At 60.7% G+C, this 15,187-nt stretch carries 14 protein-coding genes; 13 read left to right on the forward strand and 1 reads right to left on the reverse strand.

Annotated elements, in window-relative coordinates:
• The first annotated feature begins 55 nt into the window (after nucleotides 1-55).
• Entirely contained in the window at nucleotides 56-325 is a 270-nt protein-coding gene (locus EPO61_14220) for a sulfurtransferase TusA family protein (GenBank protein ID TAJ07124.1), read from the forward strand.
• Here the strand turns inward: EPO61_14220 and EPO61_14225 are convergent.
• The gene (locus tag EPO61_14225; GenBank protein TAJ07125.1) at nucleotides 297-1,049 is read right to left on the reverse strand and encodes an rRNA small subunit methyltransferase 1; all 753 of its coding nucleotides are present in this window, start codon (nucleotides 1,047-1,049) and stop codon (nucleotides 297-299) included. The genes EPO61_14220 and EPO61_14225 overlap by 29 nt on opposite strands.
• Nucleotides 1,050-1,253: 204 nt before the next feature.
• On the opposite strand from EPO61_14225, the gene EPO61_14230 reads away from it, so the two are divergent.
• The 12 genes from EPO61_14230 to EPO61_14285 all read left to right on the forward strand — a co-directional run bounded on the left by EPO61_14230 (nucleotide 1,254) and on the right by EPO61_14285 (nucleotide 15,132).
• Complete coding sequence (locus EPO61_14230) at nucleotides 1,254-2,057, forward strand: c-type cytochrome biogenesis protein CcsB (protein ID TAJ07126.1); 804 nt, start codon at nucleotides 1,254-1,256, stop codon at nucleotides 2,055-2,057.
• Between the two features lie 22 nt (nucleotides 2,058-2,079).
• Complete coding sequence (locus EPO61_14235; protein TAJ07436.1) at nucleotides 2,080-3,483, forward strand: glutamyl-tRNA reductase; 1,404 nt, start codon at nucleotides 2,080-2,082, stop codon at nucleotides 3,481-3,483.
• Nucleotides 3,484-3,863: 380 nt separating this feature from the next.
• Nucleotides 3,864-4,811 carry a hydroxymethylbilane synthase gene (locus tag EPO61_14240; protein TAJ07437.1) on the forward strand — a complete coding sequence of 316 codons (948 nt, stop codon included), beginning with the start codon at nucleotides 3,864-3,866 and terminating at the stop codon, nucleotides 4,809-4,811.
• 2 nt (nucleotides 4,812-4,813) lie between these two features.
• On the forward strand, nucleotides 4,814-6,361 hold the full coding sequence (gene cobA / locus EPO61_14245; GenBank protein TAJ07127.1) for a uroporphyrinogen-III C-methyltransferase: 1,548 nt from the start codon (nucleotides 4,814-4,816) through the stop codon (nucleotides 6,359-6,361).
• Nucleotides 6,362-6,438: 77 nt separating this feature from the next.
• A complete protein-coding gene (locus EPO61_14250) occupies nucleotides 6,439-6,831 on the forward strand; it encodes a CBS domain-containing protein (GenBank protein TAJ07128.1) in 393 nt (130 codons plus the stop codon).
• Between the two features lie 9 nt (nucleotides 6,832-6,840).
• Nucleotides 6,841-7,815, forward strand: a complete 975-nt coding sequence (hemB, locus tag EPO61_14255) for a porphobilinogen synthase (GenBank protein ID TAJ07129.1) — start codon at nucleotides 6,841-6,843, stop codon at nucleotides 7,813-7,815.
• A gap of 4 nt (nucleotides 7,816-7,819) precedes the next feature.
• Nucleotides 7,820-8,767: a bifunctional riboflavin kinase/FAD synthetase gene (locus EPO61_14260; GenBank protein TAJ07130.1), complete on the forward strand. Its 948-nt coding sequence runs from the start codon at nucleotides 7,820-7,822 to the stop codon at nucleotides 8,765-8,767.
• Nucleotides 8,768-8,916: 149 nt separating this feature from the next.
• The gene (gene tilS / locus EPO61_14265; GenBank protein ID TAJ07131.1) at nucleotides 8,917-10,263 is read left to right on the forward strand and encodes a tRNA lysidine(34) synthetase TilS; all 1,347 of its coding nucleotides are present in this window, start codon (nucleotides 8,917-8,919) and stop codon (nucleotides 10,261-10,263) included.
• The gene (hpt, locus tag EPO61_14270; GenBank protein ID TAJ07132.1) at nucleotides 10,264-10,812 is read left to right on the forward strand and encodes a hypoxanthine phosphoribosyltransferase; all 549 of its coding nucleotides are present in this window, start codon (nucleotides 10,264-10,266) and stop codon (nucleotides 10,810-10,812) included.
• A 90-nt stretch (nucleotides 10,813-10,902) separates the two neighbouring features.
• A complete protein-coding gene (locus tag EPO61_14275) occupies nucleotides 10,903-12,717 on the forward strand; it encodes an ATP-dependent metallopeptidase FtsH/Yme1/Tma family protein (protein ID TAJ07133.1) in 1,815 nt (604 codons plus the stop codon).
• A 122-nt stretch (nucleotides 12,718-12,839) separates the two neighbouring features.
• The gene (gene folP / locus EPO61_14280) at nucleotides 12,840-13,739 is read left to right on the forward strand and encodes a dihydropteroate synthase (GenBank protein ID TAJ07134.1); all 900 of its coding nucleotides are present in this window, start codon (nucleotides 12,840-12,842) and stop codon (nucleotides 13,737-13,739) included.
• Between the two features lie 43 nt (nucleotides 13,740-13,782).
• Nucleotides 13,783-15,132: a phosphoglucosamine mutase gene (locus tag EPO61_14285; protein TAJ07135.1), complete on the forward strand. Its 1,350-nt coding sequence runs from the start codon at nucleotides 13,783-13,785 to the stop codon at nucleotides 15,130-15,132.
• Nucleotides 15,133-15,187 lie beyond the last annotated feature (55 nt).

Raw genomic sequence — 15,187 nt, forward strand, 5'->3', positions numbered from 1 at the left:
GTGGCGGCGATAAGCCGCCACCGCTGTTTTTAGCCCCTTGCAATCTGGCGGTAAGATGAACGAGCCGGCACAGGCAGCTTTGGACAACTTGCATGCCGATGCGGAACTGGATTTGCGGGGCGTGATCTGCCCCTACAACTTCGTCAAGACCAAACTGAAACTGGAAACCATGCAGGCGGGACAGATCCTGGCGGTTATTCTCGACGAGGGGGACCCGATCCGCAACGTGCCGCGAAGCGTGTCCGACGACGGGCATACCGTGCTTGCACAGGAATTGTTGACAGGCGCCTATCGCGTCACGATCCGGAAACGCGCTGCCTCTTAAGCCGCGTTTTTTTCTTCCGATTTTGTCCGGCCTTTCCCTCGCCTCCTTCAATCACCAGTGTCACCGCTCCGCTGATGGGGATCTCAAGAAGCTGCCTCATGACAGCGTCGGCTTGGCCGCGGACGACCGTCTCCCCGGACATCGTCAGATCCTCGGCCACTACAACATTTCGGTCGCCCAGCACTTCCTTGACGGCTTGGAGGATCTTGCGAAGCCTGCCCGCAGTCGCCAGGAGGATCAGCGTGCCTGGCTCCTTCCGCAAGGTTCCTAACAAGCGATGCAGGGCCGCAAATGTATTGGGAATGGCCCCCAGGAAAAGAAACCGGTCCCCCGAGAAGCCGGAAACAGAGAGGGCCGCCAATCCGGCGGATGGGCCCGGCACCGGAGCAATCGGGATGCCCGCACGGATGGCTTCTTGAATCAGAAACTTTCCGGGGTCGGCAATCACCGGAGTCCCCTCGTCTGCGACCAGCGCCACACTGGCCCCCTCGCGAAGACGCGACAGCAGCACCGCGGTTTTTTCTTCTTTGTTCTCATTGTGGTAACTGGTAAGCGGCGCGCAGAAATCATGCCGCTCGCAGAGCGCCCGGGTCTGTTGCGGATCTTCCGCGGCGATGACCGCCACCTCCCGGAGAACACGAAGCGCCCGAAAGGTTACGTCTTCGATGTTGCCGATCGGGGAGCTGACGACATATAACGTTCCCGGGCTGACGCTGTTTTTCATCACACCACCCTTCGGATCAGGCACAAGATGTATCGGTTATCCTACTTGTCCTCTCAGCGGAATGTCTAGAAGTGCGCGCGGACGAGCCGGCCGCAATGATCCTCCGATGAATCAGTCCCTTCCTTGACCCTCTCGCACGCTTGACGTTATAATAACGGGTTTTAAGGTAGGAATTTTCTCAGTGAAGTTGCGAGGATAGGGCTGATGCCGGTCACGTTTTTTATCGCGACGATCGTCCTCTATTTTGCAGGCACAGGTTTTTTCCTGGCCTACCTGCTCCGACGATCGGAGGCCCTATCACGGGTCTCCCTGGGCGTCACGGCGGTCGGATTCCTGACCCATACCCTGGCTCTATTGACACGCATGCTGGAGGCGGGACAGGTGACGCTGGCCAGCTTCCACGAAGCCATGTCGTTTTTTTCCTGGGCACTCGTGCTGGTGTTTCTGTTTGTGGAGATCCGTCAGCGTATCCATGTCCTCGGCTCGTTTATTCTTCCCCTGGCCTTGATTTCCCTCCTGTCCGCCGCGGCTCTGCCCAAAGAGGTCCCGACGCTGGAGCCGGTGCTCAAGACCGTCTGGGTCCACGTGACGCTCAGTATGTTGGGCACGGTCGGATTCGCCGTGGCGTTCGTGGCCGGAATCATGTACCTGATCCAGGATGGCCTGCTCAAATCCAAGCGATTCAATGTCCTCTACAGCAAGTTGCCGCCGCTGGACTTTCTGGACCGACTGAACCAGCAGTCCATCGTGATGGGATTTCCGCTCCTGACCATGGGCATTATCGCGGGCGCCTTTTCCGCCGAGTTCGCGCAAGGTTCATACCTTAGTTGGAATCCCGAACAACTCTGGGCGCTGGTCACTTGGCTGTTTTATTTCGTGGTGCTGATGGGACGTCTGACCGTCGGCTGGCGGGCCAAGCGTGCCGCCTATCTGACGATCATCGGGTTTGCCGGAGTGGTCTTGACCTTCATCGGCGTGGTGCTGAAAGCCCATGGAGCCGTCGCATGAGGGCTTCCGTGAGGTCCAGAGCATGAACATCATCGCGGTCGGCTTGAGCCATAAGACGGCTCCCGTGGAGGTGCGCGAGCGGCTGGCCGTCCCGGAGAGCCGATTGGGCGAAGCGCTGCACCGGTTGTGCGGCTACCAGGGGATCAAAGAAGGCGTGCTCCTCTCCACGTGCAACCGCGTCGAGGTCTATGCCGTCGTGGACGATGTCGATGCCGGCTTTGCGCGGGTGCAGGAGTTTCTGGCCGATACGCATCTCTCTCTGTCTTCCGAGCAACTCACGCCGCACCTCTATTGGCATACCGACGGCCGCGCGATCAGTCACCTGTTTCGGGTCGCGGCCAGCCTGGATTCCATGGTCATCGGAGAACCGCAAATCCTGGGCCAACTCAAGGACGCGTTCGAGGCCTCCTTGACGCATAAAGCCAGCGGGGTGGTGCTCAACAAGCTGTTGCAGAAAGCGATTTCGACAGCCAAGCGGGTCCGGACGGAAACCAAGATCGCCGAAACCGCGGTGTCGGTTAGTTACGCCGCCGTCGAACTTGCCAAGAAGATCTTCTCGAACCTCAGCGAGAAGACGGTCCTGCTGGTCGGAGCGGGGGAGATGGCCAAACTGGCCGCCAAACACCTGATCAACAACGGCGTGCAGCGGGTCATGATCACCACCCGGAATCCCCAAGGCGCGATCGAACTGGCGCAACGATTCAACGGCACCTCGATTCCCTTCGATGAATTCCGCCGGGCCATGGCGGAGGCCGATATCGTCCTCTGCTCGACCGGCGCCGCGCACTACCTGATCCGGGCCGCCGACGTGGAAGAAGCCGTCCGGCGGCGCATGAACCGCCCCATTTTCCTGATCGACATCTCTGTGCCGCGCAATATCGAACCGGCCGTCAAGGACATCGACAACGCGTTTCTATTCGACATTGACGATCTGGAAATGCGGGTCGAGCAGAACCGGGAAGAACGCCGGCGCGAGGCGGTCAAGGCGGAAGGCATGATCGAGGAAGAGGTGGTCACCAGCCTCCAGTGGCTTAAGTCCTTGGACGTCACCCCGACGATCGTCGCCCTGCGCAAACGGGCCGAAGACATCAAGCAAACGGAGATCGACAAGGTCATGGCCCGGCTCGGACACCTGTCGGCGCAAGAACGAGGCGCTATCGAGGGATTGGCCTCCGCCATTGTCAACAAGCTGCTGCACGGTCCCTTGGTGACGCTGAAAGCGGAAGCCCATTCCGCCGGCAGCTCCATGTACGTCGAAGCCGCCAAGCGATTTTTCAGCCTGGATGCAGACCAGTTGCCGCCCGCCATCCCCGCGGAGCCCACCCTGGCCAGGAGCGAGAGCAGGGGGGCGGCACAGGTTCCGGCACCGGCGGCAGCCTTGAAACAAAGCGCGCCAGGCGGAGAACCGGAGCAGAAGCGGGCGTAACGGTTCACAGGCAAGGCGATGGCACAGGGCCCTCAATTATTTACTTGCCCCAAGTGCCGGAGTACGTATCTGGGTCATGAACCGCTTCCCGACTGTCCCCGGTGCGGATATGACTACCGGGAGCAAGAAGGGTTTCGTTGGGACGTGTTGATGTATCTGTTGGCCATCATGGGACTGCTGAGCTTTCTGCTCGTGGCCTCGTATTACCGAGGCAACTTGGGCGTCACACCACGCCTGTCGGCAGCATCCCCGAGCGAGGGACGTGAAAAGCCGCCGGGAGACCGCTCTCCGGCAGACTCGCCCGCGGCTCCATTCCCAAGTCCTGATCGCGAACCAGGCCGGTAAGTGGGCTCGGCCAGACAAACTCACATGCGAATATGATGGCATACTCCACCACACGACGCTCATCGCTGATTATTGGCACGCGGGGAAGCAAGCTGGCCCTCTGGCAGGCCGAATGGGTCCAGGCCAGCCTGCATGCCATCGTCCCGGACCTCTCGGTCACCCTCAGGACCATCAAAACCTCCGGGGATAAGATTCTGGATGTGCCCTTGGCTGCCATCGGCGGCAAAGGTCTCTTCGTGAAAGAAATTGAAGAGGCCCTGCTGCGGGAAGAAATCGACCTGGCCGTGCACAGCATGAAAGATGTCCCGACTCAGCTTCCCGAACAGCTCGCGATCCTGTGCATCCCCAAACGGGAAAACCCGCACGATGCGCTCATCAGTCGGAACTCGTGTAAGTTGGCGGACCTGCCGGCTGGAGCCCGCATCGGCACCAGCAGCCTACGCCGGCAAGCCCAGCTCCTCCATCACCGACCGGATCTGCGCATTCAGATGCTGCGCGGCAACCTGGACACCCGTCTGCGCAAAGTTCGGGATGGAGACTACGAGGCCATTGTTCTGGCGGCGGCCGGCCTGACTCGCTTAGGATGGCTGGATGAGGTAACGGAATATTTGCCTTTCACGATCAGTCTTCCGGCTATCGGGCAGGGGGCCATCGGGATTGAGGGGCGTCGTGATGATGCGTTTGTGGGCACGCTCCTCCAGAAATTGGACCACCTGGAAACCCGTATAGCCGTATCGGCGGAGCGGGCCCTGCTGGAACGGCTGGAAGGAGGCTGCCAGGTTCCTATCGCCGCCCATGCAACAGTCCAGGGCAAAACTCTCTTGATGGAAGGGCTGGTTGCCAGCGTGGATGGCCGGCAAGTCTTGCGCGAGACGATCGAAGGACTGGCCCCCGAAGCCGAACATGTGGGACGCCAACTGGCTGAACGGCTGCTGGCTCGCGGAGGGCAGGCCATTCTGAGCCAGATTTACGGGAAAGGCTGACCGTGATTAAAAAGAGCGGCACAGTCTATTTGGTCGGCGCAGGGCCCGGCGATCCCAAGCTCCTGACGTTGCGCGGAAAGGAATGCCTCCAACAGGCCGATGTCATCCTCTACGACTATCTGGCCAACCCGCTGCTCCTCCATCATGTCTCGGCCCACGCTGAGCGCATCTATGTAGGGCGCCGGGGCCGAGGACGGTACCAGGACCAGGAGGCCATCATCCGCCTCATGATCGAAAAGGCTCGCGCAGGGAAGGTCGTGGTCAGGCTGAAAGGGGGAGACCCCTTTGTGTTCGGCAGGGGCGGAGAGGAAGCGGAAGCCGTGGCGGCGGCCGGGCTGCCGTTCGAGGTCGTGCCCGGGGTCACCTCCGCGGTCGCCGCTCCGGCGTACGCCGGCATTCCGGTGACCCATCGCACACTGGCCTCGACCGTGACTTTCGTGACCGGCCACGAGGACCCGGCAAAAGGAGCCGCGACTCTGGAATGGCCGCGCCTGGCCGCAAGCCACGGGACTCTGGTCTTTCTCATGGGGATGAAGAACCTGCCGACCATCGTCGAGCGCCTGCTGGCGGAAGGGAAAGCGGGCGAGACGCCGGTGGCCTTGATCCGCTGGGGAACCAGGCCCGATCAGTGGACCCTGGTAGGCACGCTGACAACAATCGTCGCCAAAGCCCAAGCGGCAGCGCTGGAGCCCCCCACCGTCATTGTGGTCGGCGAGGTGGTGCGACTCCGGGACCAGTTGAATTGGTTTGAAACCAAGCCCCTGTTCGGCAAACGCATTCTCGTGACCAGAGCCAAGGAACAAGCAAGGGAGCTGACTCAGCTTCTCGGAGCCTACGGGGCCGACCCAGTCGAATGTCCGACCATTCAGATCGTCCCGCCTGAGTCCTGGGAAGAACTCGACGGCGCGGTAACCCGTCTCTCCCTCTATCAATGGCTGGTGTTTACCAGCGTTAACGGCATCCGGCCCTTTATGGAGCGGCTGCGCCAGCATAATCTGGATAGCCGCGCCCTGGCCGCTTTGCGAATTGCTTGTATCGGGCCTCGGACCGCCCAGGAATTGGCCGCCTATGGCCTGCGTGCGGATCTGCTCCCCGCTGAATTCCAGGCCGAAGGGCTGGTGGAGGCGATGAAAGCCGCAGGGGTCGCGGGACAACATGTGCTGATCCCCCGCGCGGCGGTGGCACGCGAGCTGCTTCCGGAACAGTTGCGCACGCTCGGCGCGGAGGTGTCGGTGGTCACCGCCTACCGGACGGTCTGCCCGCCAGCGGACCGAGCCTGGCTGAAAGATCTCCTTCGACAGGGCGCGATCCACCTGATCACATTTGCCAGCTCCTCGACGGTCCGGAACTTTGCCCAGCTCTTCGACGGTCAGCATGAGATGAAGACATTGACCGCCGGGACCGCCATCGCCTGCATCGGCCCCATCACGGCCCAAACGGCGGCGGACGTCGGACTACCGGCGACGATCACGGCAACCCAAAATACCATCCCGGCCCTGGTGGAGGCGATTCTCAGGCATTCGGCAAGTCCGGCCATGGCCGCCCATTGAACGTGGCGACCGCACAGTGCAACATTGTCAACGCGCCCTTACTTAACCGCAGTCATCACTAGCGAACGGAGGACAGTATGGTTCCTGTGAAGTCGTTTATGGTGCCCAAGGAAAAGTTCATTACGGTGGATCGGGACACGGATGTGCGGAAGGCGGCCCAGGTCATGCGCGACCGCAACATCGGCAGCGTCTTCATTACGAGAGATCAGGAAATCATCGGTATCCTGACCGATACCGATCTAGTGCGGCGCGTCGTCGCCGTGGGCGCCGATGCCGCCAAGACCCCCGTCGAGCAGATCATGTCGGCGCCGATCCTGACCATCGAGGAAAACAAGACCATTCTCGACGCCAACGATATGATGGCCGTCCATCATTTGCGGCATCTCGGGGTGACCAGGGACGGTGCGCTCGTGGGCATGATCTCGGTACGCGACCTGGTGGTGTTCCTGACCAACCTGCCGAGAAAATAGGAGCGAGGCATGGCATTTCCCGATCAACGAATGAGGCGCTTGCGGCAGAGCGAACCCCTGCGCCGGATGGTCAGAGAGACGAGCCTCAGGGCCGCCGACCTGATCTACCCCCTGTTCGTGGTGAACGGCCGCGACCAGCGGCAACCGATCACGTCCATGCCGGGCCAGTTCCGCCTGTCGGTGGATCTGCTGGTGAAGGAAGCCGACGAAGCCAGGCAGCTCGGCATTCCGGCCGTGATTCTCTTCGGCATTCCCGACAAGAAGGACGAGCGGGGATCAGGGGCGTACGATCCGGACGGCATCGTGCAGCGGGCCGTCAAAACGTTGAAGGAGCAGGTACCGGAGCTCGTCGTCATCACGGACGTCTGCATCGACGAGTACACATCCCACGGCCACTGTGGCATCGTGCAAGACGGGCGCATCCTGAACGATGCGACCTTGGACTGTCTTCGGGCCATGGCCCTGACCCATGCCAAGGCCGGGGCGGACATGCTGGCGCCTTCCGACATGATGGACGGGCGAGTCGGCGCCATCCGTAAAGAACTGGACCGCGGAGGATTCAGCGAACTGCCCATTATGGCGTACAGCGCCAAATTCGCCTCCTGCTTCTATGCGCCCTTCCGTGAGGCGGCCGATTCCAGCCCCAAGTTTGGGGACCGCCAGTCCTACCAGATGGACCCGGCCAACGCGCGCGAAGCGCTGCGGGAAATCGACTTGGATATCGAGGAGGGGGCGGACATTGTCATGGTCAAGCCGGCCTTGCCCTTCTTGGACATCATTGCCACCGCGAGGACCAGGATCAACCACCCCATCGCCGCCTACCAAGTCAGCGGGGAATACAGCATGATCAAGGCAGCGGCTCAAGCCGGATGGGTGGACGAGACCCGTGCCATGCTGGAGTCGCTCCTCTCGATCAAACGGGCGGGCGCCGATCTGATTCTGACCTATTTCGCGAAAGACGCAGCCCGGCTGCTTCACGGCTGACGTGATGAAGATCACCAGAGGCTTGGACGAACACAAGCGGTCCCCCTATCCCGTCCTGACAATCGGGAATTTCGACGGCCAGCATCGGGGCCATCAGGCCTTGCTTCAGACGGTCGTGCGGACCGCCGCCGAGACCGGCGGCACTCCGATGGTGCTGACGTTCGATCCCCATCCAATTACGGTCCTGAGGCCAGGCATTGACCTGTTGCTCCTGACCCCCCTTGAGGAAAAGCTCGCACGCTTCCAAGACGCCGGTATCGAGGAAGTCCTCTTTCTCACATTCAATGCCGCTTTGGCGGCGTTGACACCGGAGGAGTTCGTGGACCAGGTGCTCGGAGAGGGGATCGGGGTCAAGGAACTCTTTGTCGGCCAGCATTTTGCCTTCGGAAAAGGCCGAGCGGGACGCATGGACGATCTGCTTCGCCTCAGTGCCAAGACCGGCTTTCGCGTCCATGCGGTCGCCCCTGTGCTGGTGGACGGGGAGGTGGTCAGTTCCACCAGGGTCCGGCAACTGGTGCAAGCCGGGGAACTGCGCGCAGCCGCTCGCTGCCTGGGCCGTCCTTATGGATTCAGCGGCACCGTCGTCGCGGGCGCACAACGAGGCCAGACTCTCGGTTGGCCGACCGCCAACCTCCCGCTGCCACGAGGGCTTGCGCTCCCGCCGGATGGAGTGTACGCCACGATGGCGCACTGGAGAGGGAACCGCCTCGCCTCGGCCTCCTACATCGGAACGCGCCCGACGTTTGACGCCGGGGCACGGCTCTTGGAGGTGCATCTTCTGGATCAGGCGGTTCAGTTGTACGGCCAGGAGATCCGGGTCGAGTTCATCGAACGTATCAGGGGCGATCTGCGCTTTGACTCGGCGGAGGCCCTGTCCGCCCGCATTGAGCTGGACGTGCGGCTGGTCCGGGAAGCATTAGCCAACCAGCCGCAGACCTTGGCCGAAGCCTAGGAAGAGACCAACACCTCGTGCATCGCACAGCCCAGACACAGAGAAAATCCACGCAACTGCTTCAGCTTGTCGCCAGGCACGCCAAGGCCGCAGGCCTCATTGAGCCAGGGCAGAGGCTCCTGGTTGCGGTCTCAGGAGGGCCGGATTCCGTGGCGCTCCTCTCGGTCCTGAAGGAACTGGCGCCGGCTTGGCGGTTGACACTCTATGCCGCCCACATTAACTATGGACTGCGCGGGGAGGAATCGGAGGAAGACGCCCGGTTCGTGGCCCGGCTCTGCGACCGCTTCGGGATTACTCTGCACTGCGAACGAGTCACCGTGGCGCGAAAGGGGAGCGTCCGCGATCGCTCGTCGCTGCAAGAACGCGCGCGGGAAGCTCGGTATCGGATTCTGACAGAATTGGGCCGAACATTGACAGCGGACAGGATCGTCCTGGGCCACCAAGCAGACGACCAAGCCGAAACCGTGCTCATGTGGATGCTGCGTGGGGCCGGCATCGCCGGACTGGCCGGCATCCCGCCGATCCGTGAATCCCTCTTTATCCGCCCGCTACTCGGCATTTCCCGCGAAGCGGTCATGGAATATTTGTGGAGCCGCGAGTTGCCGTTCCGGCTCGACTCGAGCAATGCCAAACCTCTTTACTTGCGCAACCGAATCCGTCACGAATTATTGCCCGTCATGAAGCGGCTCAACCCGTCGATTGTCGAGGGCTTGGCGCGCCAGGCCGATATTCTCCGCGAAGACGATGTCTACTTGCACCGGTTGGCGTACGACGCAATGGCCCCGTTGGTACATACAAGCGATCAAGGGGTCATGGTCGACAGGACCGGATTTTTGGCCCTTCCCCTGACGCTCCAACGACGGATTCTTCGTATCCTTCTCCAAGACCTGCATCCGCGCCGCAAAGGACCTGGATACAGGACTATCGCCTCGCTCCTGGAAACGGTGTTTGAGGGAAGGACCGGATCGAGCACCACCATCCAAGGCGTGCTGGTCACCCACGAATATGGAACCGTCCGACTCCAAGCAGATCCGTCCGCACGTGTGACTGCAAACGCAGCCGATGATGCGACGGTCCCTGCTCCCAACGGTCTGACCCTGCCGGTTCCGTCATTACTCCGTTGGCCCCTCACAGGCCAGCTGATTCGAGTCAGCCTGGGGCCCCGATTCCTTCCTTCAAGCAGGGCCATTCCCCGCAACCAAGCTTGCCTTGATCTCGATCTGGTATCCATGCCGCTGAAGGTTCGATCATGGCAACCAGGCGATGTTTTTCAGCCGGCGGGGATGGGGGGGCGGACAAAAAAGTTGCAGGATTATTTTTCGGACATCAAGCTGCCACGCCACGCGCGTGCGCTCGTCCCCATCATCCTGGCCCCGGATGGCATCCTCTGGGTGGCAGGCCATCGGATCGATCACCGGTTTTGCGCTCGGCTTGGCACACAGCGGACCCTGCTGCTGGAACTGCTGGAGTCCACGTCAGAAGGAGGAACAGACTGAATGGAACGTATCTTCGGGCGTCCGATCGTCACACAAGAGCAGATGCGCACGCGCATCAAGGATCTCGGCCGGCAGATTGCGTCGGACTATGCCGACAAGGACCTCATTCTGGTCGGTATCCTCAAGGGCGCCTTTGCATTTTACGCGGACTTGGCCCGCGCCATCCGCATTCCGTTGCGGGTGGATTTCCTGGTAGTTTCCAGCTACGGTTCCCGCTCCAAGACATCGGGAAAGGTTAAGATGGTGACGGATTTAACGGAGAACATTGCCGGGCGGGACGTGCTGCTGGTGGAGGATATCGTCGACTCGGGTCTGACCTTGCAGCACCTGACCAAGACCCTTGCCAAACGAAGGCCCAAATCAATCAAGGTCTGCGCCTTGCTGGACAAGCCCGACCGCCGCCAGGTTGCGGTGCATGTGGATTATGTGGGATTTGAGATTCCCAATAAATATGTAGTCGGCTACGGCTTGGACTATCAACAGAAATATCGCAATCTTCCCTATTTGGCCATCCTGGATCAGGTCGACGAAGAAGGCGAGGCGACCTAGCAATCGGTTGTCAGCATTCGAATAACTATGTTAGAATTCGCAGTCGGTTTGATTCCTTGCCCCGGCTGGTGTGCAGGCTGAGGAGGAGTAATGAATTCTCGGGTGAAAAATTTACTGTTCTGGGTCGTGGTGGGTCTGTTCATGATCCTGCTGTTCAACTTGTTCAGCGTGCCCACCCATGCGCCGGAAGAGGATGTCATCTTCAGCGATTTCATGGCCCAACTCGATAAAGGCGAGATCACAAAGGTGATCATCAAGGCGAACCATATCAGCGCCATTCTCAAGGACGGTACGCGGATTCGCACCTATTCGGCCGACTACCCGGACATGGTGAAGGTTCTACGGGAACGGAACGTGCAAATCGAGGTTAAGCCGCCGGACGAAAACCCCTGGTACATCACGTTTCTCGTCACCTGGGGCCCATTCATCCTGTTTCTGGGGCTTTGGTTCTTCCTTATGCGGCAGATGCAGATCGGGGGCAACAAGGCCCTATCATTCGGCAAGAGTCGGGCCAGGATGCTGACTGAAGAACGTAAGAAGATTACCTTCTCGGACGTAGCCGGTATTGACGAAGCCAAGGAGGAAGTGGCCGAGATTATTGAATTCCTCAAGGATCCGCGCAAGTTTCAGAAACTGGGGGGACGCATCCCCAAAGGTGTCTTGATCGTCGGCCCTCCCGGTACGGGCAAGACCCTCCTGGCCAAGGCCATCGCCGGAGAAGCCGGGGTGCCCTTCTTCAGCATCAGCGGGTCCGACTTCGTGGAGATGTTCGTCGGCGTCGGCGCATCGCGGGTTCGCGACCTCTTCGAACAGGGGAAGAAGCATGCGCCTTGCATCATCTTCATCGACGAAATCGATGCCGTGGGCCGGCTCCGGGGAGCGGGCCTGGGTGGAGGCCACGATGAGCGAGAGCAGACTCTGAACCAGCTGCTCGTGGAAATGGACGGATTCGACACCACCGAAGGGGTGATCCTGATTGCCGCCACGAACAGACCGGACGTGTTGGATCCGGCTCTGTTGCGTCCCGGACGCTTCGACCGTCAGATCGTAGTCAATCGCCCGGATTTGCGCGGGCGGACCGAAATTCTCAAGGTCCACACCAAGAAGGTGCCGGTGGCCCCGGATGTGGAACTGGAGAAGATTGCGCGCGGCACCCCCGGCTTCTCAGGAGCGGACCTCGAAAATCTCGTCAACGAAGCCGCCTTGTGGGCAGCACGCCAGAACAAAAAAGTCGTGGAATTGGTGGACTTTGAGACGGCCAAAGACAAGGTATTGATGGGCGCCGAACGCAAGAGCATGGTCTTGAGCGACGAAGAGAAACGCGTCACCGCTTACCACGAGGCCGGCCATGCGCTCATGGCCAAGCTTCTTCCGGGTACGGACCCCGTGCACAAGGTCACCATCATTCCGCGCGGACGGGCCCTCGGCATGACCATGCAGTTACCGACCGACGACCGGCACAACTACTCCAAGGAATTCCTCTACAACAACCTCGCCATTTTGCTGGGAGGACGGGTGGCGGAGGAACTGGTCTTACACCATATCACGACAGGGGCTGGGAACGACATCGAACGAGCTACAGACTTGGCGCGCAAGATGGTGTGCGAGTGGGGCATGAGCGAGAAGTTGGGCCCGCTGACCTTCGGCAAGAAAGAAGAGGAAATTTTCCTGGGTCGCGAAATCGCCACCCGCCGCGACTTCAGCGAACAGGTCGCACTCGAGATCGACCACGAAGTCAAACGCCTGGTCACCGAAAATTACGAGCGGACCAAACGGATGTTGACTGAGCACATGGGAACCCTCAAAGCCCTCGCCGAAGCACTCCTCGAAAAGGAAGTGCTCGACGCGCCGGAAATCGACCAGATCATTCAACAGGGCTCGCTACCCCAGACCATGCCAGCCTGAACTCAAATGAGGTCCCCATGGTCTATGTTGTCCTGGGATCATGAACTACGGCAGCTCCTGCCTTGTCCCGTCCGCCTCGCAGGAACGATTCTGACTTAGGTCCTCCTCAGAGGATACGGCCCATGCCCCTTCCGATCGTCGCCAAGCCACCTTCCCAGCCAGGCCACTTGAAGGCTCGTGAATATTTCCTTCCCCTTCAGCGCCGGGTCCATTTGATGGGAATCTTGAACGTCACCCCTGATTCCTTCTCGGACGGAGGCCGATTCCTCGCCCCTGATGCGGCCGTTGCCCACGTTCTCGACATGGTCGAGGCGGGAGCGGACATGATCGACATCGGCGCCGAATCCACGAGGCCCGGGGCAGAACCGGTGGACGAGCCGGAGGAAATCCGTCGGCTCATCCCTGTCGTGAGAGAGGTCTGCCGCCGAATCACCGTGCCGGTTTCCGTCGATACATCGAAAGCATCGGTCGCCAGGCTGGCCCTGGAAGCGGGGGCCGCCATCATCAATGACATCAGCGCATTGCGAAACGACTCCCGCATGGGCACAGTCGTCGCCGAATCCGGCGCCGGTCTTGTGCTCATGCACAGACAGGGCACCCCGCTGACCATGCAACAGGCTCCGGCCTACCATGACGTGGTGGCGGAAGTCCGCCAGTTTTTGGCGGACCGAGTCCGGACGGCGCTGGAATGCGGTATCAGCCCCGCTCAGATCATGCTTGACCCGGGCATCGGATTTGGCAAGAATTTGCAGCACAATCTCACATTGTTAGCTCGGATGTCAGAATTGGTCTCCTTGGGTTACCCCGTCCTGGTGGGGGTATCGCGAAAGGCCTTCATCGGACAACTCCTGGGACGTCCGATCGAACAACGAGTGATGGGGACGGCAGCCGCGTCGACGATGGCGATCTTGGGCGGCGCACGAGTAGTCCGGGTCCATGATGTCGGCGAAATCCGAGACGTCGTCACGATGGTGGACGCGATCCGTGGCATGCAGCCGCAGACACTGTCAGCGTACCGATAATCATCCCGGCCGGCAAGACGCGCAAAGCGAGAGGACAGGCCTCATGAGAACGTTGTTCGGCACAGACGGGATACGCGGGGTGGCGAACCTCGAACCAATGACAAGCGAGACGGCGATGAAGCTCGGACGAGCCGCCGCCTATCTCTTCAAGCGCCGCTCCGGCCGGCATCAGATCGTGATCGGCAAAGATACCCGGCTCTCCGGCTACATGCTCGAATCAGCCCTGACGTCGGGGATCTGTTCCATGGGCGTAGACGTGCTGCTGGTCGGGCCGATGCCGACCCCAGCGATCGCCTTTCTGACCAGAAGCCTGAGGGCGGACGCCGGCGTCGTGATCTCCGCATCCCACAATCCGTATCAGGACAATGGGATCAAATTCTTTTCCAGCGACGGGTTCAAGCTACCCGATGAGCTGGAGACGAGGATGGAGGCCCTGATCACCTCCGACGAAATCCAGCACCTGCGTCCCACGGCCGATGAAGTCGGGAAAGCCTACCGGATCGACGACGCTGAAGGACGGTATATCGAGTTCGTCAAGCGCTCCTTGCCGCGGGACGTCGATTTCCAAGGGCTGCGGATCGTCGTAGACTGCGCCCATGGCGCCGCCTACAAGGTTTCTCCCAAGGTTCTGCGGGAATTGGGCGCCACCGTGTGGGTCATCGGAGACGAACCGGACGGGACCAATATCAACGACGGGTGCGGCGCTGTCCATCCCGAGCGGCTCCAGCAAGCGGTGCGCGAACACCACGCACAAATCGGCATCGCCCATGACGGAGACGCCGACCGGGCCATTTTCGTATGCGAACAGGGACGCATTATCGACGGCGATCACGTCATGGCCATGATTGCGATGGATCTGCAAGAACGGGGGCTGTTGAAGCGACAGACCGTCGTCGGAACGGTCATGAGTAATTTCGGTTTGGAGTTAGCGTTGGCCAAAGCCGGGATCGCCTTGGTAAGAACCGCCGTCGGCGACCGTTATCTCCTCGAGCGCATGGTCACGGATGGTTACAATTTCGGCGGCGAGCAATCGGGCCATTTCATCTTTCTGGACCATAACACCACGGGCGACGGCCTGATTTCTGCTTTGCAGGTCGTGGCCCTGATGAAGCGGACGGGGCGCTCCTTGTCGGATCTGGCCCGATGCATGACGGCTGTGCCGCAGATTTTATTGAACATCCGCGTCAACGGGAAACCGGACCTTAACCGGGTCCCAGAGTTGACGCAGGCGATCCGGACGGGAGAAGCCACGTTGAACGGGACCGGACGCGTCCTTGTCCGTTACTCCGGCACGGAACCGGTGCTCCGTATCATGGTCGAGGGAGAGGAGGCTTCGCTCATCCGCCTCGTCGCCGACGACCTCTCTGCAGTCGTCCAACGTCACCTCGGATAGCGTTTCCGGCTCAGTCGGTCGCGCCCAGGACTGGCGCCACTCGACTCAGCCTGCC

This window comes from Nitrospirota bacterium (assembly GCA_004296885.1).
GTDB lineage: Bacteria > Nitrospirota > Nitrospiria > Nitrospirales > Nitrospiraceae > SYGV01.

Bases quoted from the DNA above. Each gene is read 5' to 3' on its own strand.
- EPO61_14220 (TAJ07124.1), top strand. From the start codon at position 56: ATGAACGAGCCGGCACAGGCAGCTTTGGACAACTTGCATGCCGATGCG.
- EPO61_14225 (TAJ07125.1), bottom strand. From the start codon at position 1,049: ATGAAAAACAGCGTCAGCCCGGGAACGTTATATGTCGTCAGCTCCCCG.
- EPO61_14230 (TAJ07126.1), top strand. From the start codon at position 1,254: ATGCCGGTCACGTTTTTTATCGCGACGATCGTCCTCTATTTTGCAGGC.
- EPO61_14235 (TAJ07436.1), top strand. From the start codon at position 2,080: ATGAACATCATCGCGGTCGGCTTGAGCCATAAGACGGCTCCCGTGGAG.
- EPO61_14240 (TAJ07437.1), top strand. From the start codon at position 3,864: ATGGCATACTCCACCACACGACGCTCATCGCTGATTATTGGCACGCGG.
- EPO61_14250 (TAJ07128.1), top strand. From the start codon at position 6,439: ATGGTTCCTGTGAAGTCGTTTATGGTGCCCAAGGAAAAGTTCATTACG.
- hemB (TAJ07129.1), top strand. From the start codon at position 6,841: ATGGCATTTCCCGATCAACGAATGAGGCGCTTGCGGCAGAGCGAACCC.
- EPO61_14260 (TAJ07130.1), top strand. From the start codon at position 7,820: ATGAAGATCACCAGAGGCTTGGACGAACACAAGCGGTCCCCCTATCCC.
- hpt (TAJ07132.1), top strand. From the start codon at position 10,264: ATGGAACGTATCTTCGGGCGTCCGATCGTCACACAAGAGCAGATGCGC.
- EPO61_14275 (TAJ07133.1), top strand. From the start codon at position 10,903: ATGAATTCTCGGGTGAAAAATTTACTGTTCTGGGTCGTGGTGGGTCTG.
- folP (TAJ07134.1), top strand. From the start codon at position 12,840: ATGCCCCTTCCGATCGTCGCCAAGCCACCTTCCCAGCCAGGCCACTTG.
- EPO61_14285 (TAJ07135.1), top strand. From the start codon at position 13,783: ATGAGAACGTTGTTCGGCACAGACGGGATACGCGGGGTGGCGAACCTC.